General features: G+C 32.6%; 29 protein-coding genes. 11 read left to right on the top strand and 18 right to left on the bottom strand.

The genetic code is table 11. From position 1 onward, the window contains the following. The first annotated feature begins 10 nt into the window (after window positions 1–10). A complete protein-coding gene (locus IE051_RS13355) occupies window positions 11–1,834 on the top strand; it encodes an adenylate/guanylate cyclase domain-containing protein (RefSeq protein ID WP_189361476.1) in 1,824 nt (607 codons plus the stop codon). Window positions 1,835–2,069: 235 nt separating this feature from the next. On the opposite strand, the gene IE051_RS13360 is transcribed toward IE051_RS13355, so the two are convergent. From IE051_RS13360 to IE051_RS13430, 15 genes are all read right to left on the bottom strand, one after another. Next, on the bottom strand, window positions 2,070–2,729 hold the full coding sequence (locus IE051_RS13360) for a hypothetical protein (protein ID WP_189361479.1): 660 nt from the start codon (window positions 2,727–2,729) through the stop codon (window positions 2,070–2,072). Continuing rightward, a complete protein-coding gene (locus IE051_RS13365) occupies window positions 2,722–3,390 on the bottom strand; it encodes a hypothetical protein (protein WP_189361480.1) in 669 nt (222 codons plus the stop codon). Before IE051_RS13365 ends, IE051_RS13360 begins: the two co-directional genes overlap by 8 nt. Window positions 3,391–3,400: 10 nt before the next feature. Beyond that, window positions 3,401–3,844, bottom strand: coding sequence for a hypothetical protein (locus IE051_RS13370; RefSeq protein ID WP_189361482.1), 444 nt, complete (start codon window positions 3,842–3,844; stop codon window positions 3,401–3,403). Window positions 3,845–4,011: 167 nt separating this feature from the next. Next, complete coding sequence (locus IE051_RS13375) at window positions 4,012–4,539, bottom strand: Hsp20/alpha crystallin family protein (protein WP_189361484.1); 528 nt, start codon at window positions 4,537–4,539, stop codon at window positions 4,012–4,014. 114 nt (window positions 4,540–4,653) lie between these two features. Beyond that, a complete protein-coding gene (locus IE051_RS13380) occupies window positions 4,654–6,030 on the bottom strand; it encodes an MBL fold metallo-hydrolase RNA specificity domain-containing protein (protein WP_189361487.1) in 1,377 nt (458 codons plus the stop codon). 11 nt (window positions 6,031–6,041) lie between these two features. Beyond that, window positions 6,042–6,884, bottom strand: coding sequence for an ATP cone domain-containing protein (locus tag IE051_RS13385; RefSeq protein WP_189361489.1), 843 nt, complete (start codon window positions 6,882–6,884; stop codon window positions 6,042–6,044). A 29-nt stretch (window positions 6,885–6,913) separates the two neighbouring features. After that, window positions 6,914–7,324 carry a hypothetical protein gene (locus IE051_RS13390; protein WP_189361491.1) on the bottom strand — a complete coding sequence of 137 codons (411 nt, stop codon included), beginning with the start codon at window positions 7,322–7,324 and terminating at the stop codon, window positions 6,914–6,916. Between the two features lie 19 nt (window positions 7,325–7,343). Next, a complete protein-coding gene (locus IE051_RS13395) occupies window positions 7,344–8,204 on the bottom strand; it encodes a universal stress protein (protein ID WP_189361493.1) in 861 nt (286 codons plus the stop codon). 60 nt (window positions 8,205–8,264) lie between these two features. Further along, window positions 8,265–9,095, bottom strand: coding sequence for a universal stress protein (locus tag IE051_RS13400; protein ID WP_189361495.1), 831 nt, complete (start codon window positions 9,093–9,095; stop codon window positions 8,265–8,267). Window positions 9,096–9,107: 12 nt separating this feature from the next. Continuing rightward, window positions 9,108–9,950, bottom strand: a complete 843-nt coding sequence (locus tag IE051_RS13405; protein ID WP_189361497.1) for a universal stress protein — start codon at window positions 9,948–9,950, stop codon at window positions 9,108–9,110. A 23-nt stretch (window positions 9,951–9,973) separates the two neighbouring features. Beyond that, window positions 9,974–10,822 (bottom strand): universal stress protein, encoded by an 849-nt coding sequence (locus tag IE051_RS13410; protein ID WP_189361498.1) that lies wholly within the window; start codon window positions 10,820–10,822, stop codon window positions 9,974–9,976. A 454-nt stretch (window positions 10,823–11,276) separates the two neighbouring features. After that, window positions 11,277–11,663, bottom strand: coding sequence for a hypothetical protein (locus IE051_RS13415; protein WP_189361500.1), 387 nt, complete (start codon window positions 11,661–11,663; stop codon window positions 11,277–11,279). 6 nt (window positions 11,664–11,669) lie between these two features. Continuing rightward, a complete protein-coding gene (locus IE051_RS13420) occupies window positions 11,670–12,518 on the bottom strand; it encodes a universal stress protein (RefSeq protein ID WP_189361502.1) in 849 nt (282 codons plus the stop codon). 87 nt (window positions 12,519–12,605) lie between these two features. After that, on the bottom strand, window positions 12,606–13,661 hold the full coding sequence (locus IE051_RS13425) for a response regulator (protein ID WP_189361503.1): 1,056 nt from the start codon (window positions 13,659–13,661) through the stop codon (window positions 12,606–12,608). Then, a complete protein-coding gene (locus tag IE051_RS13430) occupies window positions 13,658–15,538 on the bottom strand; it encodes a PAS domain-containing sensor histidine kinase (RefSeq protein ID WP_189361504.1) in 1,881 nt (626 codons plus the stop codon). The genes IE051_RS13425 and IE051_RS13430 overlap by 4 nt, the downstream gene beginning before the upstream one ends. A 121-nt stretch (window positions 15,539–15,659) precedes the next feature. Here IE051_RS13430 and IE051_RS13435 point away from each other — a divergent pair, with 121 nt between their 5' ends. From IE051_RS13435 to IE051_RS13480, 10 genes are all read left to right on the top strand, one after another. Further along, entirely contained in the window at window positions 15,660–16,055 is a 396-nt protein-coding gene (locus IE051_RS13435; protein ID WP_189361505.1) for a TerB family tellurite resistance protein, read from the top strand. 9 nt (window positions 16,056–16,064) lie between these two features. After that, the gene (trxA, locus tag IE051_RS13440) at window positions 16,065–16,361 is read left to right on the top strand and encodes a thioredoxin (protein ID WP_189361506.1); all 297 of its coding nucleotides are present in this window, start codon (window positions 16,065–16,067) and stop codon (window positions 16,359–16,361) included. Between the two features lie 12 nt (window positions 16,362–16,373). Next, window positions 16,374–17,453, top strand: a complete 1,080-nt coding sequence (locus IE051_RS13445; RefSeq protein ID WP_189361508.1) for an efflux RND transporter periplasmic adaptor subunit — start codon at window positions 16,374–16,376, stop codon at window positions 17,451–17,453. Beyond that, window positions 17,453–18,715 (top strand): ABC transporter permease, encoded by a 1,263-nt coding sequence (locus IE051_RS13450; protein WP_189361510.1) that lies wholly within the window; start codon window positions 17,453–17,455, stop codon window positions 18,713–18,715. The genes IE051_RS13445 and IE051_RS13450 overlap by 1 nt, the downstream gene beginning before the upstream one ends. 1 nt (window position 18,716) lies before the next feature. Then, window positions 18,717–19,388 (top strand): ABC transporter ATP-binding protein, encoded by a 672-nt coding sequence (locus IE051_RS13455; RefSeq protein ID WP_189361512.1) that lies wholly within the window; start codon window positions 18,717–18,719, stop codon window positions 19,386–19,388. Between the two features lie 133 nt (window positions 19,389–19,521). Then, complete coding sequence (locus tag IE051_RS13460; protein ID WP_189361514.1) at window positions 19,522–20,070, top strand: pyridoxamine 5'-phosphate oxidase family protein; 549 nt, start codon at window positions 19,522–19,524, stop codon at window positions 20,068–20,070. 35 nt (window positions 20,071–20,105) lie between these two features. Then, a complete protein-coding gene (locus IE051_RS13465; protein ID WP_189361516.1) occupies window positions 20,106–20,603 on the top strand; it encodes a nicotinate-nucleotide adenylyltransferase in 498 nt (165 codons plus the stop codon). A gap of 96 nt (window positions 20,604–20,699) precedes the next feature. Beyond that, window positions 20,700–21,149 carry a pyridoxamine 5'-phosphate oxidase family protein gene (locus IE051_RS13470; protein WP_189361518.1) on the top strand — a complete coding sequence of 150 codons (450 nt, stop codon included), beginning with the start codon at window positions 20,700–20,702 and terminating at the stop codon, window positions 21,147–21,149. A gap of 16 nt (window positions 21,150–21,165) precedes the next feature. Then, on the top strand, window positions 21,166–21,498 hold the full coding sequence (locus tag IE051_RS13475) for a hypothetical protein (protein ID WP_189361520.1): 333 nt from the start codon (window positions 21,166–21,168) through the stop codon (window positions 21,496–21,498). A gap of 109 nt (window positions 21,499–21,607) precedes the next feature. Further along, window positions 21,608–22,507: a universal stress protein gene (locus tag IE051_RS13480; protein WP_189361522.1), complete on the top strand. Its 900-nt coding sequence runs from the start codon at window positions 21,608–21,610 to the stop codon at window positions 22,505–22,507. 42 nt (window positions 22,508–22,549) lie between these two features. On the opposite strand, the gene IE051_RS13485 is transcribed toward IE051_RS13480, so the two are convergent. The 3 genes from IE051_RS13485 to IE051_RS13495 are packed head-to-tail and all read right to left on the bottom strand — an operon-like array spanning window position 22,550 to window position 25,090. Then, window positions 22,550–23,524, bottom strand: a complete 975-nt coding sequence (locus tag IE051_RS13485) for an MlaD family protein (protein ID WP_189361524.1) — start codon at window positions 23,522–23,524, stop codon at window positions 22,550–22,552. A gap of 12 nt (window positions 23,525–23,536) precedes the next feature. After that, a complete protein-coding gene (locus tag IE051_RS13490; protein ID WP_373294369.1) occupies window positions 23,537–24,259 on the bottom strand; it encodes an ABC transporter ATP-binding protein in 723 nt (240 codons plus the stop codon). A gap of 60 nt (window positions 24,260–24,319) precedes the next feature. Then, complete coding sequence (locus IE051_RS13495) at window positions 24,320–25,090, bottom strand: MlaE family ABC transporter permease (RefSeq protein WP_189361528.1); 771 nt, start codon at window positions 25,088–25,090, stop codon at window positions 24,320–24,322. Between the last annotated feature and the right edge of the window lie 315 nt (window positions 25,091–25,405).

Raw genomic sequence — 25,405 nt, forward strand, 5'->3', positions numbered from 1 at the left:
TAATGTGCCTTTGCAACCAAACAAACTTTTCAGATTTATTTTTGTTATTCTCTTTTTGGGTTTAGTCACAGAAGGATGGAGTCAATATAAATCTATAATAGATAGTTTAGAAAATAGATATCTTAATCCTAATCTTAGTGTTTCTGAGCAGATGTCTGTTTTAGAAGGGCTAGCTGTAAAACATCCAGACCCAGATAAAAGCATATTTTATAGCGATAAATTGTTGCTTTTAGCGAAATCTCAAAATTCTAAGGAAGATATCATTACAGCTCTGCAGGCAAAAGGATATGCTTTAACTATTAAGGGGGATTTAAGCCTTGCTATAGAAGTGTTTATGCAAGGTATTGCATTAAGTAAGGAAATAAATGACACTGAACTTTTAGGAGGTTTGTATATATCTATTGCTGCTGTGTATTCGGTTATGGAGAACAAGAATAATACCATCCTTTATTACAAAAAAGCTATAGATGTTCTTAAAAATATTGACGATAAAGGCTATTATGCAGCGGCCATTGAGAATTTAGGTGACGAGTACAATTTAAATTTGGCTCAACCAGATTCAGCGCTTTATTATTTTGAAGAATCAGGAAAAATATGGCGGGCATTAGAGGATAAACGAGGGCTAGCTTTTAACATCGGAAATAAAGGGTTGGCTTATGCCCAGCTGAAGAGGACTGAAGAGGCTGAAGTTAATATTAACAAGGCAATCCATTTATTAGAGGAACTCGGAGAATATTATGCCATTAGTGTATTCTTTATGTATATGTCTGATATTTACTTGGAGCGAGGAGATAACACGCAAGCACTGTCCTATACTTCAAATAGTTTAAACATTGCCAAGAAATATGGTCTGAAAGACCAGATAGCAGATGCCTATTTGAAATTGTCAGAACTTCATGAAAACAATGGAAATATTAAACGCTCATTTGATAATTATAAGAATTACATCGTATACAGAGATAGTGTAAAGAACATTGGAGCCGTTAGAGAAATCGCAAAAATTAGGCATGAAAGTGATTTGGCTCAGAAACAAAAAGAACTGGATTTGGCAAGAGAAAAAGAGCAAAACAAAGGAAATATAGCCATAGCTATTGGTGTGGCTTTGTTTTTAATAGTCATTCTCGCCATTGGTTTATACCGCAGGACAATTTTTATAAGTAAAACTAAAAAGATCATTGAAAAAGAGCGTAATCGGTCTGATAAACTTTTATTAAATATTCTACCAGAGCAAACGGCACAAGAGTTAAAAGATTCTGGCAGTGTAAAGGCTATGAAGTTCGATTCGGTGAGTGTGCTGTTTACTGATTTTAAAGGGTTCACAAATTATGCAGAGGAGCTATCACCCGAACTTTTGGTAAAGAGTCTTGGGTTTTATTTTTCTGAATTTGATAATATAATAGATAAATACGGACTGGAAAAAATAAAGACCATTGGTGATGCTTATATGTGCGCAGGCGGCCTACCTTATCCATCTAAAAACCATGCCAAACAGACTATACGTGCTGCCATGGAAATGAATGATTTTGTGAATAAAGTGCGGGAAGACGTGTCAAAAGATTATGCAAACTTTGATATTCGTGTAGGGATAAACTCTGGGCCTGTTGTTGCCGGAGTAGTAGGTACAAAAAAAATAGCTTATGATATTTGGGGTGATACGGTTAATGTGGCTTCAAGAATGGAGTCCATGTCAGATATTGGAAGAATTAATATTGGGGAATTAACGTATCAATTAATTAAAGATGATTTTGAATGTGAATATAGGGGTGAATTTGACGTTAAGAATCGAGGTAAAATGAAAATGTACTTTGTAAATGCCGACTTGAAGAAGGGGTAGTAGAAATTCATGAATCAATAGGTCTATCATTACTGCTATTGCGGAACTTTTGGGGTAACCTTACTTCTAGACATAATGACTATTGTTGCCAACACAAAGCTGAATGTGTATGAAGATCCTAGTAAATGCGCAGTTAATGCCGATGAAGACAGATAGTTTATAGCAGAGTTTATTCTGTTTTTAAGTGTTGCATGCGCAACTACTGCAATACTAAATATTGATCAGTGATATGGACTTAGTCTATTTTTTTAGGGATAATATTGTTCTTCTCTAGAGCTTTTAGAAGTTTTGCGATATACGTACTAATCGCTTTAGAATTGTTTTCTGGATCGACCAAATCGAAAGTAGCTCTCCACGCCAATGTATTTTCAGAATCTTTTTTTAAATCGTAAACAGAGGTTTCAATATTATAAACTTTATACTTGTTGTAGTCATCTTGAGTGAAATAAGCGTCTTGATATGCTAAATAGTAGCCTATAAACTTTCTTAAGTGGTAATCCGTTTTTGGGGAATCGGCGGCATAAGATTCATTATCGTCAATACCTTTTACGAGAGACACTAGTGCGGTATCGTATCCATTAGATAATAGTTTATCTACTTGATCTTTAATTTCTTTTTTGGTTTGCCAGGAATCTTGAAATGATTCTTCAAATACTACGGCACTTTGTAAGGCCTTTATGTTTCTTGCATTCAATGCTGTTATGAGTTGAAACTCATAAGCTTTGCGTGCTTCATAATTGGGTGTTACACCAACAACTAATATTTTTTTTGGATTAAAATGTTTGTAATCAGGGTTTTGCCAGTTTGTAATTAGTTTTGATGAAGAACATCCAAGTACCATTGATAGTAAAATCAAGACTATGCTAGTACTAATTTGTGATTGGAAATTATTCAATAGCTTCCTCTTTTAATTGGTCTTTCAAATACATAGATTCTATAAGTTGCTGCTCTTCTAAAACAACTATAACAAGTCTTACAAAATCATTTACACTCTCACTAATAGATGTTGGATCCATAACATCTATATACCCTTTCCAAATAAGTTCGCGTTCTTTTGTTGGGCATATACAATACATAGATGTTTCGGTATGATAAACTGTATACTCTTTATAATAATCTGGGTTATAAAAAGCATCTTGATATTTTAAGTAATCGTCGCTAAATCGCCTATAAGTCGCATCATAACCATCATAATTTTCTTTGTACGCAATTTGGTCTTCTACACCTATTACTTTTGTGAACAATACCGTGTCAAAACCACCTTTGATAAGTTTGTTTTCCAAGGTTTTTAATTGTTTTGTAGTCTTCTTTTCAGTGGTAAATGATGGGGCGAAAAGATCTAAACTCCTAACAGATTCTATGCCTCTAGAAGTATATTCATCTTGTAACTGTTTTTCAAATTGCTGTCTGGCTTCCATATTTGAAGTCATGCCAACCAATAAAACTTTAGTAGGGCTGTAGGTATCTATATCTGGGTTTTTCCAGTTTTCAGTTAACTCTGTTGTAGAGCAACTAAAGATTAGTACACCAAGTAATATGGAGGTTATTAATTTCATTTTTATGGTATTATGGTAGTAAACGTTTTTGTTTATACTCCTTTAAAACACCTTTAACAAGGGCAAATAATTGTGATTTAAATATTCTGTAGCGAGTTAAAAAATCGGATATTTTAATAATAAGTTTGCCGTGTTCATCTTTATAAGCATTTTCTAATGTAATTTGGTTTATGCCATCTACCATAATATTAAGCCCTTTTTCATGCTTTTTCACCGTATCAATGAACGCATTGGTTTCTTTTTTGAACTTACTTAATTCGTTTACAATGATTTTACTTTCATTAAAATGTTTTGAATCAATAAGTTGAAGTGTGTATGATTTTACTAAATCAGCAAAAAAAAGTTGTTCATCCTTAGCAAACTCTAATTCAGACAACCATTTTTTCGATGTATTATGCATGCTTTCCGGACTTAACCAAGCTACATATTTTGGGGTTTTGATTTTAGTTTTCATCTTTTGAAGTGTTAATATTAAAAATATATCAGATCTAATGCGCCATAAATCATTTTGGTGGGGAATACCGTTTCGTTATTATAGTTCATTTTCTTGTTTTCAAATTTTAGAATTTAAAAGCGCAGAAAGTAACCCATAGATTACAGACTACTTTCTGCTTGAGGGAATTAATTAACTTCAATCACTTTTTTTTCAGGTTCTTGAGTCATTTCTGCTTCTTCTTTTTTAAGAAGTTTCACTGTTAAAATTCCATTTTTGTAAAGTGCTTTTACATCTTGGTCTAAATCTACCGAAGTAGGAAGCATCATAGATCTTTTAAAGGATTTATAACTAAACTCTTTACGAGAATATTCGCCATCCTTTTCTTCTTCGTTTTTAAGTTCTTTTTCACCGTTAACATAAAGAACATCATCCTGTATGGTAACTTCAAAATCTTTTTTGCTAAAGCCAGGAGCTGCTAATTCAATTTCAAAATCTTCGTCATGTTCTATAACATTTACAGGAGGCATCAAGCTATCATCTTCAAAGAAATCATCTTGAAAAATATCGTCAAATCTTCCCATGCTATTAAAATTGGAAGGGAATAATCTACTACTCCAAGGTCTTAAAAGACTATGACTCCAGGGCGTTAACAATTGACTTTCAAATGGCGAAAATCTATTTCTTTTTCTTTTGTGTTTTGTTAATGTTGTCATGATACATATTTTTAGGTTAAACATATTTTCATAACTAATATATTTACTATAACAAGGTTGTACAATGATATGCATCAGTCCGTTACCCAAATTCAGAATTATGTTTCCAACCTTTTAGTTGATACTAATTTGTTCTATATCATTAAGTTTAGGAATAGTCACATGCCAGTTATAAGTGTCTTTTAGTTTTACACGCAACGCATCTAGAGCCATTGGTTCACCATGGATTAAATAGACGTTTTCTGGAATATTTTTAATGTTACTTAACCAATGCAATAAATCGTTTTGGTCTGCATGCGCAGAAAGGCTTTCAATATTTTTAACGGTTGCTTTCACAGGATAATATTTTCCAAAAAAGCGAATTTCGTGAGCCCCTTCTTGTAACTGTCGCCCCCGAGTGCCTTCTGCTTGATAACCTACTAGTAAAACCGTAGTTGATGCTTGGCCTATAAGTTGTTGCATATAAGTAAGTACACGTCCTCCCGTGACCATACCACTACCAGCAATAATTATTTTAGAACGCTTATCATCAATGGTTTCCCAAGTTTCTTTATAAGATTCAATAATATTCATATGGTTGCACATGGCTCGATACTCTGCTGTTGATAATTTATGCCAATTTGGAAATCGCTCAAACACCTCTAAAACATTATTACCCATAGGGCTATCTATAAAAATAGGAATGTTTGGAATTCTATTTTCCTTATATAGTTTCCAAAGTAGATACATGAGCATTTGTAAACGCTCCACAGCAAAACTTGGAATGATTAAATTTCCTTTTTTATGGATGGTTTCGTTAATGAGCCTTGATAACACCTCTTGAATATTGTCCTTTGGATGTAACTTATTGCCGTAGGTACTTTCCATAAACAAAAAATCTGCCCACTCTGGTTTTTTGGGAGCTTCTAATAAATGGTCATTAGTCCTGCCAATGTCTCCAGAAAACACAAAGCGTTTGCCGTATACATCTAATTCAATGAAAGTAGCACCAATAATGTGGCCGTTATATTGAAAGCGATATGATATATGTTCTGACAGCCATATCCATTTATCTGGTGCTTCTACTTGAAATTGCGCTATGGTTTTTTCTGCTTCAATTTTTGTGTAAAATGGCAATGCAGGATCATGTTTTGTGAATTTTTCATCATTTGCTTTTTTAGTAAATTCTTCATGAATTTTAGCACTGTCTTTTAAAATAATTTCAGCAATGGCTAGAGTAGGAGCTGTACCAATAATTTTACCTGTAAAACCTTGTTTTAATAATCTTGGTAAATACCCTACATGATCTAAATGCCCATGGGTTAGTATTACCAGATCAATGGTTGAGACATCTATTGGTAAATCAATCCAATTTAGTTCCCTGAGTTCCTTTATACCTTGAAACATGCCACAGTCTATCAATATTTTTTTATCTGCAGTTTCTATAAGAAATTTAGAACCAGTAACAATACCTGCGGCTCCTAAAAAATGGATGTTTACAAAATGGTTCATCAGTGACTGTTTTAAAGGTTACACAGCATTTTTATTTCTTTCAATATTTTTTCTTTTCTGATTTCCGATATGCCTAAATGGTCTAAATAAAAGGTGTCTCCAACCAACATTCTGCATAGCACCACATCTCGACTTAGTAAAAACTGTTTTTCTCTTTTGGTTAATAACGTGGATACGGTAATTGGATACAATCCCAAGCGGTCTATACGATCTTTTAATCCATCATTCTCAGGGTAATCCCAACTTAGTAAATAGAGGTTTATGCATTTGCCGTATTTAAGCGCATCTGCTGTAAATCTTGTATTTGTGACTACCCAGCCTTTGCTATTTAAAGGTGTCTTTTTTGCATTAATATGCCAATGCGCTTTTATATCATTGTAGCGAGAGTGTATATAAAGCGGAATTTTAACATTGCAATTAAGCCCTTGCACGCTATGGAATTTACATTCAATAACCGTAGTTTCATTATTTTTATGAGCCATGACATCAATTTCGTGAGTAACACATTGTCCTTGTAGAATTTTATTGAACTCAACGTCATATCCTGAATATTTCAGTATTGCACCAATAAAGCGTTCAAAAGGAAAACCTGTTGGGCCGAGCTCGTATATGGCCTTTTTTAACTTGTATTTTGAAGCTAAATAACTTTTCTTCTTTTTAAGTAGTGCAAATGCCCTGTTGTAAATTTCTTTTGTGGAAATACCTTGATATAATTCATCTCTAACTTTATCAATTATTTGATTAACCGTTTTCTGATCGGCCCCGGTACGTTTCAAAGAATTTTTTAATTTTTCCAATGAAAACTTTACTTTTTCTCCTGAGGATTTAATAATATCTATTGTACCCGTTTCCATAATGCTATAACATTTGAGTTTTTAAATAACTACAAGCTCTTTTCTTTGAAAAAAGCCTTGATCCTAGCTTTAGCTTGTGGTTTAGTCATACTATCCATTTTTACAACATCTTGAACTTTATCACTTAGTTCTTTATGTTTATCAATTATAAATCTATTCAATTTTAAACAGGTTTCTGCCGGACCAAATAGCACAATAGCTTGAGCTTCTTTAATTTCTGAAATGATAGTTTCAAAATATTTTCTAAATTGATGTTTTTCACGTTCCAAGTATTTACTGTCTTGTACTACATCTTGCGGACCGCCTTTAAACCGAGTGCCAGATCCCCCATGAATCCGGTAGTTTTCTATATTTGACATTATTGTTTTTTCACTAATTTCCTTATTTCCAAGGGTAACAAGGAAGGCCTCTTTTTTATCTAACCAAATTCCTACTTTCATTTTATTAAGGTTTTGAGTTTTAATATTTATTTCTTAAGTCGTGCATTGCCAAAAGTGGCACTTTTGTATGGTAACCAATTTCCTTTACCAAAGGGTGCGTTAGCAAACTCCCAAAAAGCAAATGCTTTTTATTAATGAAAGCCACCATATCGCTGTTTCTACTCTGAACAAAACAATTAATTGCTGTGAATATATTCATATGACTTAGGGTATGGAATGAAAACCTGACCCCTTCAAAATACGCTTCAAGCTTTTTTTTGTTATTGTGTTGTTCCTTATTAAGTTTTTTATGAGTAAAGACGTGCAATACCCGAATTGAGGCATTACAGGTTCTTGCTAAATCAATCAAATGGTTTAATTCTCTTCTTTTAAATGGCGTTTTGTAGCCTGTTGGAAAAACGATTTCTTTTGGCAAGGCTATATTGGCTATTTCTGGAACCACAATGACAGAGCAGTGTCTAACTTTTTCCATAACATCTATGGATACCGTACCGAATATTTTTTTTCTTGAACCTGTCTTACCTTTGGTTCCCATAACAATCATTTCTATGCCCTTTTCTTCTACGATATTCTGAATAGCCTGAACAACACTATTACATGTTGAAATCGTTTTAAAACTATGTTTTGCGTTTTCATACTCATTTAAAGAAATCACATCTAGCACTTTAGCCAGTCCGTTTTCAGAATCTAATCGTTCTGTTTCATACATTTCACTCCCAGGCTCCATACTTATGAACGATTCTAATATATTATGCGTAGCACTAAATGCGTTTAGGATGTAAAAATTACAATGATCTTTTTGATATAATTCTAAAGCATAGCGCAAGGCATGCCAAGCATTTTTTGAAAAATCTGTTGGTAATAATATGTTACGCCTCATGAGATTTTATTGCTTTTAAATTTTGCCTTACAACGTCTAGTAAGTTCATGAAATAGTCGCCTATTCTGGTATAACCAAAAAAGGGACAATGGGATCAAATCCTATTTTTTTTATAACTGGTTCGTTTATAATTTTTTCAATAAAACTGTGTTTATAATTTACCATAGCAAGAATATCTATCCCTAATTCTTCAATAAAATCATTGATTTCAACTGTTTTTTTATCATACTTTGGCATCCAGTGCAGACTGTGTTCATAATCACTTAAATGGCTTTGTAACATATTGATATTGTACTCTTGCACATCGTTAAGCTCTTCCGCTTCATTGATATGTACTATTCTAATTTTGGAATTGTATAAATCTGCTAATTGTTTTAAAGGGATTAATTCTTTATTGTCATAAAATCGATTAAAATCTGTTGGGAATGCAATTTGTTTTGGGGTCGTAAAATTGAATTCTTCCGGTACAACCAATACAGGACAGTTTTTAATACTTTTTATGATGTGTACCGTATTACTTCCAAAGAAGTATTCTTTTAGTCCCGTAGCGCCTTTTGTACCCATTATAAGTAAATCTACCTGAAACTCATCAATAGCTGCTTGAATGGCATTTTTTAGGTCTTTAGTACTTAAAATTATTTGAAAGTCATGGTTTGCGTTAGTATTGTTATGTTCAATTAAATCTTTCATTTCTAATAACTCCTTTAGGGCATTATTTTCCATGGTTTTAAGTAGTTTATTTGAAAGATTGGACATTGTTGATGCTTTTAACCTGACTACATTTAAGAGATAGAATGTACACTCTTCATCTTTAAAGAGTTTCAATCCATAACCTATGGCGTCCCATGAATTGGTTGAAAAATCGGTTGGAAATAATATATGTCGTTTCATTGCCTTTGGTTTTTAAGTTTTTGCTGGAATTACTAAAAATGGAATGTTTAAATGAAATCCTATTTGATTAATCGTGTTCTTGAAAAACAGATTTTCAAAAAACGAATGTTTATTATTTATCATCACTAATAAATTTACTTTGGCTTTTAATTGAAAATGGTTAATGGCTTCTGTCACTGTTTGCCCTGATACATCAGTAAACAATGGTGTTATTTTATTTAAATGTGTCTCTAGATTTTTCTTGTTATTCTCTTGATTACTAGATAGCTCATAGCCGTATGACGCGTGTAAAACATGGACTCTAGAATTATGTAATGATAGAATATTAATAAGCGGTTTTATATGTTTATTTTTGTAATCAAGCTTATAATCTGTTGGAAAAAGGACTTCATGTGGTGCCTCAAAAGCAAAATCTTCTGGGATTGCTAGTACTGGACATTTTGTGTTTTTAAATACATGAACTGTATTCGTTCCAAACAAAACTTCTTTAATGCCTGTGGCTCCTGTTGTTCCCATTACTATATAGTCAATAGATTGCTTGGTAACAACGTCATTCACTTCTGAAATCAAAGTATTAAAAGCCACCATAGTTTCTATGGTATGCTTTGGATTGTTAAATTCTTTTTTAATTCTCGTTTTGAAATCATCTAACTGTTTTAGCGCATTTTCTCTTACAAGGTCTCCCAGGTCATATTCGGCCGGATGTATTTCAACAAACTCTACCTGATAAATTACAGGCGTGTAGGTGTTTAATAAGAAAAACGTACAGTACTCGTCTTTGAACAGTTGCAATGCATAAATTATCGCGTTCCAAGAGTTCTTGGAAAAATCGGTGGGAAGCAGAATTTTTTTCATGGCTTTTTGTTTTAATTTTTACATCATTTGCGTTTAATATTCTGTAATGCTAAAAATGGAATATCAAGATTTAAGCTTAATTCATCTAGTGGGGATTGAAAAATAATATTCTCTAAAAAAGAATGCTCTGTGTTAACCATTACTAGCATATCGCTATGTTGTTCTCTTATGTATTTGTATACAGAATTAATAAGATGCTTACTGTTTTCTGTTTTAAAATTCACCCTGTTTTTACACAGTTCATCTTTCATAAACCCCTTGTTCTCTTGTTGTCTGCGCGATAGTGTATTGCTTTTAGAGATGTAGATAACATCTATTATAGCTCTGTATGGAGCGGCGATTTCGCAAAGTAATTTTAGCTCCCTTCTCTTATAGGGTATCATGAAATTTGTTGGAAAAAGAATATGCTTGGGTTTTATGTATGCATGTCGCTCTGGTATTGCCAAAACTGGACATTGCACATATTTTATAATTTGTAAGGTGTTGCTCCCAAAGGTTACTTTGGTATTATTAGTTTTTCCTTTAGTTCCCATCACTACAAGGTCAATATTTTCTGCATCTACAAGTCTATCAGTTTCATCTAAAAGCATATTATTGGCAGCACATGAGTGAAAAGTATGTCGGGGGTTGGGAGAAATATTAAGAATATCGCTTTTAATTTTTTGTAGCTGCTCTTCAGTTTTTTTACTGGTCATTAGGGATACCCTATCTAGTGTTTCCGTAGCCAGCAATTCCTCATCAGAATAAATATCATCTTGATATGCATGCATGATATAAAACTCGCTAACTTCATACTTAAATAAGTTTATAGCATAAATTAGAGCGTTCATAGCATTCTCTGAAAAATCGGTAGGAATCAATATTTTTCTCATGGTTACAAGTATTAGTTTTAAAAATAAATACTAAACCGCTAGATTACAATGATATATATCAGAATTGGAAAGGTGCGAAGTACAAATGGGCTTTCAAAGTATTATACATAAGAAAAGGGAAAGCACTCTCAAACTTTCCCCTTTCAAATTCAACTTAATATATAAACTGATTAATAGCCAAAACATAAATAAAAAACAGGAAGTCAGAACTTCCTGTTTTTCCAAAGTATCTAATGTCATCATTTAATTTTCATTTCCCAGTATTATAGTTTGTGTTTTATAAACTATATTGGGCTTATTAGGTCAAATAATAGCTTTAGATACCCTGTTTCAGTACTGCCCTTTAATCCCCGCAATACTTATTATTTTAAAATGCTGTAAAAGAACTTTTCTTTAATGACACTAAAGTAAATCAATGTGACATAATAGAAAATGATATCCATCAGTTTGGAGTTTATACCGGTACAATCCCATAAACAGTATTCAGTAAAAACAAACCTATAAGAAACAATAGTATATAGATGACTTGAACCAGTTTTATGTTCGTGTATTTTAGTACGGCTACGGTACGCTTTGGGAAAATAAATAAGAACAGGCCTATTATTAGTGAGCCCCATCCTATAAGGGTTATAATCAGTTTCCAATTGGATTCCCAAATATTGTGAAATATAATATTTAACAGCCCTACAATAATGGCTAAAAAGGATGAAATAATTAGAAATTTCTCGTCATTTAAATCGTTAAAAATTTGCTTGATTCGCTTGGGGTTAAAAGTTAGTATCACAAAGAATATGATGAGGTACCAGCCCCAAAATTTTGCAAAAAACATTGAATTATCCATAATAGATTAGTTTTTTTCATGAAGTACTAAAAAAGGAATTTCTGTATGATAGCTAATTTCTTCAACCTTTGAATGAAATAGAATTTGCTGAAAATAGTTTAAATTTTTTGCAACCATACAGATCATATTTATATCTCTACTTTCTACAAAACACTGGATAGCATCTTCTACTTTTTTATTAGTCAAAAAATGAAAGCTATGGGGAAGATGACTAAAATAGTCATCTAACAAATCTTTATTTCTATTTTGATCATTGTCTAGAGCATCTTTGTTTTTACAAATGTGAAGAATCTTCAGAGCAGATTTACTAGTTCCTAAAATGTCAAGAATAGGTTGTAACACCTGTAAGTTGTAGGTTAAATAAAAATCTGTTGGGAATGCAATTTCTTCCAGTTTTATAAATTCTGCACTTTCTGGCACGACTAAAGTGGTGCATTTTACTTTAGTAATAACATCGCTTGTGTTGCTCCCAATAATAATTTTCTTTAAACCAGAAGCCCCTTTGGTTCCCATAACAAGATAATCTATCCGCTTATCTGCTACTTGTTTTCTAATAGATTCGATAAAAAAACCATATTCCGAAACGGTGTAAAATTTATGCTTTTTATTAGGTGAAAATTGTTCTGTTATCTGCTTTAAGATTTTACGAAGTCCTGCTTTTGCTGGTTTTGTGTAAACAGCTTCTATCGTTTCTTCTGTAGCTATATAGGGGGCATCATTTAACATAAAGTTATCAAATTTATTTACATGGAGTAAATAAAAATAGCAGGCTTCGTATTCAAAATAATTGATAGCATACTTAATGGCATTCCAAGAATTTTCTGAAAAATCGGTAAGTAGAAGTATATTTTTCATCTAAGTGCATCTTTACAACTACTAATGTACAGCTAAGTTGTTTGGGATAAAATGATATTAATCATCTTGAAAAATTGAAAAAATAGGCTAAGAAATATGTTCTAATTTTTGAATATCTATAACCTTAATATTTCGTCCTTCGGCTACAATAATGCCTTGTTTTTTAAATTCTGTCAAGGCTCTTATTAAAGTTTCTGGGGCAATGCCTGCTACACTTGCTAAATCATTTCTTGAGATTTTTATGGGGTCCTCTGGTTTACGATTAATTTTTTGTGCAAATTTTAAGATGGTTGCTGCTGTTTTTTGGTTTACTGAACCATAAGCCATACGTATAAGTTGCTCCTTCACAACAGATAAGTCTTCTGTTAAAAGATCAACAAGTGCTAATACAACCTTATGGTTTTTATTAAGCATGGCCGTAAAATCTATAATGGAGATACCCAGAAGACTAGCATCAGCAATGGCAGTTGCAGTTTCTTTATGCGGAATAGTTTGAGTAAACGAGGTATAACCAAATAAATCATCTTCTTTATATAACGCGGTAACCAGTTCTTTTCCTTGATGGTCTATTCTATGACATTTTACGGCGCCTTTACTAATTAAATAGATGTAGTTTGAATGGTCCTCTTCCCGATAAATTATGGTATCATTTTTAAACGTAAATTCTTTCCCATTATCATCAAAGAAATTTTTTAAATCATTAAGTGATTTTATGTCGTTTTCGCCTGAAGGATTTGATTCAAAGTCTTGAGGACTGTTCAATTCTTGTAAAATAGAAACTTTAGCCAATCTACTTTCAATCGCGCTAATAAGTTCATCTTCTGTAAATGGTTTGGTTATATAATCATCTGCGCCTAAATTCATACCTTTTCTAACATCGGTACGCTCTGTCTTAGCAGATAAAAATATAAAGGGTATAAACTTTGTTAATTCACTTTCTGAAAGGGTTTTAAGCGCTGCATATCCGTCAAGTTCAGGCATCATAATATCACACACAATAATATCCGGATGTTGCTTTTTAGCTAAGGATACGCCAATTTTTCCATTTGAAGCTGTAATCACCTTATAGCCAGAAAGCTCTAAGAGCTCAGCAGTATTTTCTCTTAAAACGGTATCGTCTTCAATAAGTAAAATAGTTGTCATAGTTTGGCCTTATTTGGAAATTCAATTATAAATGTACTTCCTTTATGTTCCTCACTTTTAAAGGAAATGGTTCCACCTAAGTTTTCTAAATGGTTTTTAGCAATATTTAAGCCTATACCTGTACCCTGTGAGTTAATCACGTTTTTAGCTCTAAAATAGCGCTCAAAAATACGTTTTTGGTCTATTTTAGGAATGCCAATACCTCTATCTTTTACTAAGACCGTTGTATTGGTATTGTCTTGCTTAATATGTAAATCAATAGCTGTTTTTTCAGGCGAATATTTGATCGCGTTATGTAACAAGTTTGAAAAGATCAATTGAATTATTTTCTCATCTTGATATAGTGAGATTTCATCAATATTTTCAGGGTAATTTATTTTCTGTCCTTCTTTTAAAAGCATATTGGCATTATATACCACTTCATTAACAACTTTGCTCAGTTTAAAATGATTTAATGTATAATTTACTTTTCCGGTATCTAGTTTTTCAACAGACAAGAAGTCGTTAAGGATGTTGTTTAAAAAGTGAACCCTTTCATTTATTATTTTTATGTGCTTATTTCTTTTCTCTTGATGTTCGGTAAGTTGGTATTTACTCAATAATTGGCTTGAGGTTAAAATACCACTTAAGGGGGTTTTAAATTCATGAGACACCAAGGATAAAAAATTTGTTTTTAACTCGTTAAGCTCTTTTTCATTGCTCAGTGCCATTTTGAGCTGTTGCGTTCTTTCCTCAACTTTGTTTTCTAGTTGAGTGGTATAATTTTTACGATCGGTAATATCTAATATGATCGCAACAAAAACTTTATTTCCACTCAAATTAGATAATTGCAAATGAACCTCTACGGGATATTTTGAGCCATCTTTACGCTGGTGTTCTGTTTCAAACTCAACCTTTTCCACCTTTTTATTTAGCAATACATCAATCTTTTTTCTGAATTCATCCTTATTATTATCTGGTTTAATATCCAATGGCGTCATTGTCTTTAATTCATCAAGACTATAACCTATATTTTTTTGAGCACCATAGTTAGCATTGATAAATTTTAATGTGTCCGAATCAAAAACATAGATTTCATTAAGCGATTCATTAAAAATTGTGGCAAGATGATTGCGCTCTTCTTCTGACTTTATTCTCAGGGTAACATCATTTTGTATACCTATAAAATTTGTTACATTCCCATGTTCATTGGTAATAGGAAAGACATATAAATCATTCCAAAACATGGTGCCATCTTTTTTATAATTACGCAATGTAGCTTGGCAGCTCTCTTTGTTTTTTATCGCTTCCCTTAACTTTTTTAGAGGAGGTTGGGCTCTATCTTTACCTTGTAAGAACCTACAATTATGATTAAGTATTTCGGCATCAGAGTATCCTGTAAGGTTCTGAAATGCAGAATTAAAATAAATCACGGGGTTATCATGCCTCTGCGCATCGGTAATAATAACACCATTTTTTGCCGATTGCAATGCTTGCGTTCTAAGCATCAAGTTTCTCTCAATGGCTTTTTTTTCTGAAACATCTTTAACCAAAGCCATGACATAGGTTTTGTTATATATTTTAAATGGATTTAATTCAACTTCAATATGGAAAATAGTACCGTCTTTTTTTAATCCATAAAGGTCCCTTGCTTCACCCATTTTTCGTGGCTTTCCTTTTTGAATAAACTTTTCAAAATATGTCGCATGCTCTAAATGGTAATTGGAAGGTAATAGCAAGTTCAATTCTCTATCAATAAGTTCACTTTTGGCGTACCCAAAAATACGTTCAGCAGACGCATTAACCTCTACTATGATTTGATGACTGTCTACAATGATAACAGCCTCAGAAACAGTTGCTAGTAGAATATTAAATATTTCTTGGTCTTGCTTAAACATAAAACAAGGTCTTTTATGAATGGTACTTTAAAAATACGAAAAAAGCACTGTTTCTTATACTGACTTATATCATATATATTTAACAAATAAGTACTTAAATTTAGTCTCAGTTTTTCTTGAAATGGAAACTAAAAAGACATTAAAAATTAAATTTTACCAAAACCTAGGTATGTTACTCTATGCCATTGCTGCGGCAGATAAGCAAGTACGCGAGGAAGAATTTAACAAATTTAAAGTTTTGGTAAAAGAGCACTGGGAAGAAAATAATGATGAAAAAGAAAATACGGTTTATCAAATCGTGAATGCTTTTGAAAGGTTACATAAAAAAGAAGCCTTGAATGCCGAAAAGTACTTCAACGATTTTGTAAACTATAGAAATGAATATCCAGATTTATTTACAGAAGCCGTTAGAAAACGTATTATGAAAACAGCTAGTTTAGTAGCTTTATCCTTTTCTAAAGTAAATAAATCGGAACTAATTATCCTGGCCAAATTAGATATGGCCTTAAAAAAATAAATTAATAAAATGAGCAGTTTTAATAGTATTATAAACACAAGTCAATTGGTACTCATTGATTTTTATGCAAATTGGTGTGGGCCGTGTAAAGTCTTAGCTCCTATTTTAAAGGAGGTGAAGCATGAACTTGCCGACAAGATCAAAATTTTAAAAATTGATGTTGACAAAAATCAAACTTTGGCCGCCAAATATCAAGTTAGAGGGGTGCCAACCATGATACTTTTTAAAGATGGAAAGCAACTTTGGCGTCAATCTGGTGTGTTACAGAAAGACGATATCGTTGCCATTATTAACCAACATGCTTAAAGATTATGTGCTATGAGATTATATGTTATGGTGATTCTCGTTTTTACAATAGGGTCTTGCTCTGAATCGCGTTACAAAATCCTGCCAACGGAGCGTGCTTTAACAGAATCTGTATATTCTTCAGTTACCATTCAACCAGATAGTTTGTACCAAGTGTATGCCATTGTAGCTGGTATTTTGGATGAGAATTTGGTTGAAGAGGGTGATGTGGTTTTAAAAGATGATCCTTTGATTCAAATTATCAATAGTGCAACAGAACTAAATGCACAAAACGCAAAATTTAGTTTAGAATTGGCAAAAGAAAATTATAATGGCAGTTCGGCTATTTTAAATAGTATAAATGAAGAGATTATTGGCGCCAAACTTCAGTATAAAAACGATTCCATTAACTTCAATAGACAAAAAAACCTCTGGGAACAAAAGATAGGCTCTAAGGTAGACTATGACACGAAAAAACTGAAGTTTGAATTAACTTCAAACACATTAAAACTTTTACAAAGTAAATATGATAGAACAAAAAGGGAATTAGAAACTGCAGTTAAGCAATCAGAAAACAATTATAAAACAGCACTAATTACGACTAAAGATTTTACAGTAAAAAGTAAAATAAACGGTAAAGTATATGCCTTATATAAAGAATCTGGGGAAATTGTAAATACTATGGAACCACTAGCATCTATTGGCCATACTTCGCGTTTTATTATCAATATGCTGGTAGATGAAGTGGATATTGTGCGCATTAATCTCAATCAAGAGGTATTAGTTCATTTGGATGCTTATAGCGACAAGGTTTTTAAAGGAACCGTTTCAAAAATATATCCTAAAAAGGATGAGCGCAATCAAACCTTTAAAGTGGAAGCTGTTTTTGAAAATCCTCCTGCTATATTGTATCCCGGACTTTCAGGCGAAGCTAATATTATTATTGCAAGAAAGGATAAGGTTTTGACTATTCCCAAAGCCTTTTTGATAGATGATGGCATGGTAAAAACTGATGCTGGTGTAATACCCATAACCATTGGGCTTCAAAACATGGAATATGTTGAAGTACTCTCAGGAATTACCAAAGATACTCACCTCTATAAGCCAGAATAATGACAAATTGGAGCGTCATATTAGGCATTGCAAAAACCCATTTGCTAACCAAAATTAAGCAAACATCCATTGCCGCTCTTGGGGTTACTTTTGGTATTGGTTCTTACATCACCCTAGTGTGTTTTATGACTGGTTTAAACGCTATGCTAGATAATTTAATACTAAATCAAACACCGCATATTCATGTTTATAATGAGATAGAGCCTTCAAAAAACCAACCCATTTCTCTTTATAACGACGTTGCCGAATCTTTTAACGTAGTTCATTCCATAAAGCCTAAACGAAGTCAGAAGAAAATTCATAATGCCTTACCCATTATTTCCTATTTAGAAGAGAATAAAGATGTTCGAGGGGCGCTTCCCCAGGTAAAAACTCAAATTTTTTATATAGCAGGTTCCATTGAATTAGGTGGTAATCTTACTGGTATAAACCCAGTAAGTGAAGCACGCTTATTTAATATGAGCGATTATATTGTTGAAGGCTCTGCTGAGGCCTTAGAGCATACAGATAATAGTATTTTGTTAGGTATTGGCATTGCAAAAAAAATGTCATTAAAAGTTGGAGACCGTGTACAAGTGAGTCCAATTAATGGCGGTATTTTTCCACTTAAAATAGTAGGGTTTTATCAAAGTGGTATTGCCGACCTAGATGCGATACAAAGTTTTACAAACATCAAAACTGTTCAACGCATTTTAGGCGAAGCCAATAATTATATCACAGACATAAATATTAAACTGTATGATATCGAACGGGCTGTCCCATTAGCAAAAAAAATAGAACAACAATTCAAACTTACTGCTATTGATATTAAAACAGCAAATGCACAATTTGAAACAGGTACCACTATTAGAAACTTGATAACTTATGCCGTTTCAATCACATTACTTATTGTAGCAGGATTTGGAATTTACAACATTTTAAATATGCTTATTTATGAAAAAATGAATGACATTGCGATACTAAAAGCTACAGGGTTTTCTGGTAAAGATGTCCAACTTATATTTATGAGTCAGGCTATGATCATTGGTTTTGTAGGTGGTGTTTTAGGCTTACTTATTGGCCTAGGGTTAACTAGTCTAATCAGTACCATTCCGTTTCAAACCGAAGCATTACCCACGGTTGAAACCTACCCCATAAATTTGAATCCCATGTTTTTTGTTATAGGGTTTTTATTTGCCATAATATCTACCTTTTTAGCTGGTTATTTACCTTCAAAAAAAGCAAAAAAAATAGATCCCGTAAAAATTATTAGAGGCCAATAAAATGAATATTGTATTAGAAGCAAATCATATTAATAAGTACTTTAAAAAACCGGTATTATTCCATGTTTTGAAGGATATTAGTTTTCAGATTAAAAAAGGAGAATTTGCCTCAATTATGGGGAAATCAGGTTGTGGAAAATCTACTTTACTCTACATTTTATCTACTATGGATACCGATTATGATGGTGAACTTTATTTAAATAATCAATTGGTTACAAATCAAGATCGAGACCACTTGTCATACATAAGGAATAAGCATATCGGGTTCGTGTTTCAGTTTCATTATTTATTATCTGAATTTTCAGTGTTAGAAAACGTAATGCTTCCCGCTAAAAAACTGGCCGAAAAATCATATCAGGAGATAGAGTATGATGCATTTGAAAAATTAAAAATGTTGAATATTGAGCATTTAGCAAAAAAACGAGCCTCACAAGTTTCTGGGGGCGAAAAACAACGCATCGCCATAGCCCGAGCTTTAATTAATAATCCTTCTATTATTATGGGTGATGAACCTACCGGAAACCTAGACAGCCACAATGCAGAGAATGTATTCAATATCTTCAAAAAGCTTAGTATAGAACAAGGGCTATCCCTTTTAATTGTTACTCATGATGATGATTTTGCCAATAAAACGGATCGCATTATTCAAATGGCTGATGGTAAAATTATATAATTTTATTTTTAGCCTATGTTATAGGTTATAACCTTGTCTCAACGTTTAAATTACTTTATTGGACTGATTTATATCATTGACCAAAAGCTAAATACGAAGTAGATTAGAGAAGTCATTAAATACTTCGTGAATCATGATTACTAATTTAAATAAACAGGAATGCCTCAAAATACTTAATAATAATTATATAGGTCATCTAGCTTACGTCTATAACAACTTGCCATTTGTAATACCTATTACGTATTTTTTCGATAAAAAAAACATGACTATTATTGGGTATACTGGTGAAGGTCATAAAACCAAAGCATTGAAACAGAACAATGCCATAGCACTTGAAATTGCAGAGATTTCGTCTGTAAATAAATGGAAATCTATCTTAATTCAGGGTGATTTTGAAATACTGGATGGGCCAGACGCAAAGAGTGAACTACATAAATTTGCTGTAGGCGTAAAAAAACTAATTACACAAAATGAAAACAAAACATTTCATTTTATTCCTGATTTTTCTGGTAAAACAAATTCTGAAGTTGCACCTATAGTTTACCATATAAACATTCATGAAATAACGGGGAAGGAACGTAATTCTCAGGAGAATGACTTTTTAAAGCGGTATTCAATGGGACATGAAAAAGGTTTAAGGAAGATAAAAACTGATGTAGTGAATTATTTAAAAATCAGTTGACGAAACATAGTTTTTTTAACATAAAAATTTGAATCATGAAAACTTTAATTTTTGGTTTATTAATATTGGGATTAACCACCCAAATTTATGCTCAAAACACTGAAACAATGGAACCCGTTTACATTGTGCATAACTATAAGTATTTGAGTGACGTTAACGCTGCAGAAACGGCTATTCCTGTTGAAGAACTCCATTTAAAAGTAAGTGATTTTAGTGTGGAAGAATTAGATGTATATGCAGATGAACATGAATTCTATGATGTGTACTTCTTTATTCCGGAAGGAAAAATATTGGCTTCTTATGATAAGGACAGTAATTTATTAAGCACTGTAGAACGATATAAAGACATAGATTTACCGCCCTCTGTTTTAGAAGCGTTAGAAACGAGATTCCCAAATTGGTCCATATCAAAAAACGTTTACCTGGTGGATTATAAAGATTCGCGCTTCACAAAACAACTTTATAAACTCACACTTGAGAATAACGACAAACGGATTAAGGTTAAAGTAAACGAAAATGGTGTTTTTCTATAGATCTTTAGTATTTATAGTAATAAAACACCATTAAGAAAAGCACTTCTAAGATAGCTAGAGGTGCTTTTCTTAAAATAATTTTGAAGAACAAGAGCAATGAAGGATCTAAAAACATTTGAGGCCATTTACATTCTAAAAAATAATTATATCGGTAATTTATCATACGTATGGAAAAACAAACCCTATGTAATACCAATTACGTATTACTTTGATGAAGAGTCATATAGTCTAATTAGTTATTCGGGTGAAGGTCATAAGATAGAGGCTATGCGAACAAATAATTTTGTTTCAATGGGTCTAGCCGAAATAGAGTCTGCAAATAAATGGGAAAGTGTATTAGCACATGGCGAGTTTGAAGAACTTAATGGAGCTTATGCTAAGCAGGTATTGCATAAGTTCGCAAACGGTGTAAAAAAAGTCATGTTTATTAAAGAAGATAAATACCCAGATTTAATAAGTGATTTTTCGAGTAAAACTTTGTCTAGGAAACCAATAATTTATCGCATCAAAATTTCTGAAATTACTGGTAAGGTTAGAACGTACTAAATCAATATTTGTCCTTATGAAACTTGCTTTTGGAATATTACTAATTATTCATGGAGCAATGCATTTAATGGGGTTTGCAACAGCAATTTACGCAAGTCCAATACCAATGCAAGCGCTAGGTATTTCAAAACCTATAGGCACAGTGTGGCTCATTACTTTTATTTTGTTCATAGTATCAGCTACTCAATTATTCAACAATAAGAAATGGTTTTACATTGCTTTTATCGCGGTTTTAATGTCTCAAGTTCTTATTATATTAGCTTGGAAAGAAGCTAAATATAATACTATTGCAAATTGTATTATAGTGTTAGTAAGCATTTCTGCTTTGGCAAATAACGGATATCAGTAGTAATACCTTTTCCTCCTATAACCAGTTGCTTTTAAATATAACAACCTGATAAATATCATTTCAAAAAAAGGCAGGTCTTTTTAAATTCGTCTAGTTAAAACGTCCCGTTATGAAAACAATTCTATATGCTACAAATTGCACAGATAACGATGCCCATGCATTAAAATACGCTTACAGATTTAGTAGTATTCTGGGTGCTAATTTACATGTATTGCATGTTTATAATTTACCACCAATTGCCTTTTCTACTATTAATCCAACTGGATCACTAAAAAAAAGAATGCATGAAGAACGCATGCATCTGCTAGAAAAATATTGCAAGAAACATCTTAAAAACGAATTTCATCAAAATCCTATAACGACCCACGTTGTGGAAAGTGATTCTGTTTCAGCCAGTATTTCACGGCTTTCAAAAGTAATCACTCCAGATTTAGTTATCATTGGTATGAAAGACTCCCATAGTAACAGAGGTTATTTTGCCGGTAATATTGCAAATACACTTTTAGATACTATTACTGTGCCTTTGCTAATTGTGCCAAATAGCTTAGTTTATGAAACCATATCTACCATAGTATACGCCACAGATTTTGAAGAAGTTGATATCTTATCTTTACAGAAAATCACAGAAATTGCTAAGCCGTTTTCGGCGCTTATAGAAGTTGTACATGTATATGAAACGGATGACTACCCAGCCAATAAATATATGGAACGGTTTAAGGAAGCCTTTTTAAAAGATAGAGCTTATCCAGAAATAATCTTTAAAACCATGGCGTCTAGCAGCATTAAATCTGGCTTGTTGCGTGTACTAAATAATGAAAAAGCTAGTATGCTAACTATGTTAGAGCGTAAGCACGATTGGAGTTTTTCCAATATTTTTCAAAAGGATCTAGTAAAAGATATGGAAATGTCTTTAAAGATTCCTTTACTCGTATTTAATAAACATAATAAAACATTTCAAAACGAAGGCCACGAGTATTTTAGTGAGAATGAAATGCTAAGTATGCCATAAGCACATTATTTTAATGAAATTTAGGAGGATTAAAGCCGAACGTTAATTCTCCTTGGCTTCCTGAGCTTCCAATTTTTTAAAATAGCGCCTGGTTAAAGGGCTATGCTTCAACGCTTCCATGTTTTGATTAAATTTTTCAGTACCCTCATTAATGTTTTCAATGGATTGTTGCAGATGTTTTACAAACGCTTCATCATTAGTTAAGTAATTAATAGTGCCCTTGCCTTCCTTCATATTTATTAATATGTCATCCATATGAGTAACGACCTTTTTTATGTCTTGGCTGCTTTCATCTAGGTTAGCTATAATTCGCTTTACTTTTTGTGCTTCGATAGAATCGTTGAATAATACACCTGCCACACTTTCATCTAAATTAATAGATTTAATAAGTGCATGAATTTCGCTAATAGCCTGATGCGTTTCAACACTTGCTAATTTTAAATTAAAAATGGTTTGCTTTACATGCTTGGCAGTAAGTGAATCGTTAATAAGCATGCTTATTGTGCCCTTTCCATTAGTTATTGTATTGGTAATATCTAAAAGCTTTGCAGTTAATAAGGCGGCATTTTCATTGGTTACGTTTAATGTGCTTAACATGTCATCTGTACCTATTTTTGTGTAAGATTGAATAATATCTCCCTGAGAAATTATTTCACCATGACCATGTCCAGGTATGATATTTACAATCATATTTCCTACAAGACCATCAGTCCCAATGGTGGCAATAGCATCTTTTTTTATGTGTAGTACCATCTTTTCCTCAATGGTCATAACAACATTTATGGTAGAATCATTTAACATTGTTATTGTTTTAACCGTGCCAATATTTATGCCAGAGTACCTTACATTATTGCCTTTTAAAAGCCCGTTGACGTGATTAAAATTTGCACTTATAGTAAAAGTTTTTACAAACATATTTTGTCTATTTCCAATTAAAAAAATAGCTACTACAAACAAGACTAATCCAGTAATGACAAGTATGCCTAATCTCAATTTTTCATTTCCTGTTTTCTGCATGATTCCTAGATTTTATTTAAAAAATGCTTTTACCTTTTTATCGTTAGATGTTTTTAATTCATCAAAAGTGCCTTCAGCATAATTAATCCCATCTATTAATAAAATCATGCGCTCAGATACCACCCGAGCACAGTCAACATCATGTGTTATTATAAGTGATGATGTATTATATTTATTCTGAATAGAGCGCATGAGTTCAATAATTTCTTTAGAGGTTATAGGATCCAAACCACTTGTGGGTTCATCGTATAAAATAATTTTTGGCTTTAATATAAGAGTTCTGGCTAAGGCTACTCGACGCTTCATGCCCCCAGAAAGTTCGGAAGGCATTAGGTTTAATGCATGAACTAATCCAACACTATCAAGAGCTTCTTGTACTAATGGTGTGGTATCTGTTAAATCTCCAAATTTGTGTTTGTGTCTACGCAAAGGGAATTCTAAATTTTCTTTCACAGTCATAGAGTCGTATAGAGCACTTCCTTGAAAAAGGAATCCTATTTCCGATCGTAACTCATCTAAGGCTCTTTGATCTAGTCCTAAAAGGTTTCTATCCATAATTTTTATAGTCCCAGAATCTGGTGCCATTAAGCCCACCAAGCATTTTATCATTACAGATTTTCCAGAACCCGATTTACCCATGATAACAATATTTTCGCCTTCAAAAAGTTCTAAATTAAAACCGTTTAACACATGATTATCCCCAAAGCTTTTTCGTAAATCTTTAATTTCTAGCATGAGCTTTTTTGACTTATTAGCTTCTGCTTTTTTCCGTGTATGTTTTGTTTCATCCATCTTTTAAATTTCAAAGAATATATCCGTTACAAAAACCGCAATGAAGTCAATAACAAAAAGAAGCATTGATGAAGAAACTACAGCCGAGTTTGCAGCTAAGCCCACACCAACCGTTCCTTTTTTACAATAATACCCTTTAAAACAGCCAACCAACCCAATAGCAAATCCAAAGAAAAAGGTTTTAATAGTTGCGGGTATAATATCTCCGAAAGCCAATACGTTAAATACTTTATTAAAGTATAATTGAAACGAAACATCGCCTTTAGTATTTTCAATTAAGTAAGAGCCATATAGCGCAATGGTGTCACCCAAAATAACTAGAATGGGAAGCATCAGAGTGGCAGCCAAAACCCTGGTTACCACTAAGTATTTAAAAGGATTTGTGCCAGATACTTCCATAGCATCAATTTGTTCTGTAACGCGCATAGAACCCAATTCTGCACCAATACCTGATGCAATGCGTCCTGCAAAGGTTAAGGCAATAATAACAGGGCCAATCTCGCGGATTATAGATATACTCACCATTGACGGCATCCAAGATTCTGCTCCAAATTCTTCCAATGTTGGCCTAGTTTGTAACGTAATTACCAAACCAATTATAAATCCTGTAACGCCAACGAGTAAAAGCGATTTATTCCCAATATTATAACATTGCCTTAGAAGCTCTTTAAACTCAAAAGGCTTTGAAAATAATTCTTTAAAAAACCGATGTGCGAAATAAGTGAGTTCACCAATTTCTACAAAGAATGACTTTATTTGGATTGTCCTAATCATAATACTGAGCACATCTTTAAAGTTATGCCATTGACAATACATATAAAATGATTAAAGTCATTTTAACTATTTGAAACATAATATTTTATGTGGGTTGGGTTTTAGGTAAATACTATATCGTTTGTTCAGCTAAAAAACGAGTTGTCTCTTAATTGTGCTACATAGTGTGAGATTAAATGGGCAGGTTACGTCTAATAAACTCACTTAAAATCGGGAGGGCGCAAGTATCTAAACAGGATAGGACTAAACACTGATTTACTGAAGTCCTCAATTTAAATTTAAAATTGGTTTTTTTGAATTTGATTAAATGTACGT

Origin of the sequence: Algibacter mikhailovii (assembly GCF_014651495.1) — a bacterium.
GTDB lineage: Bacteria > Bacteroidota > Bacteroidia > Flavobacteriales > Flavobacteriaceae > Algibacter_E > Algibacter_E mikhailovii.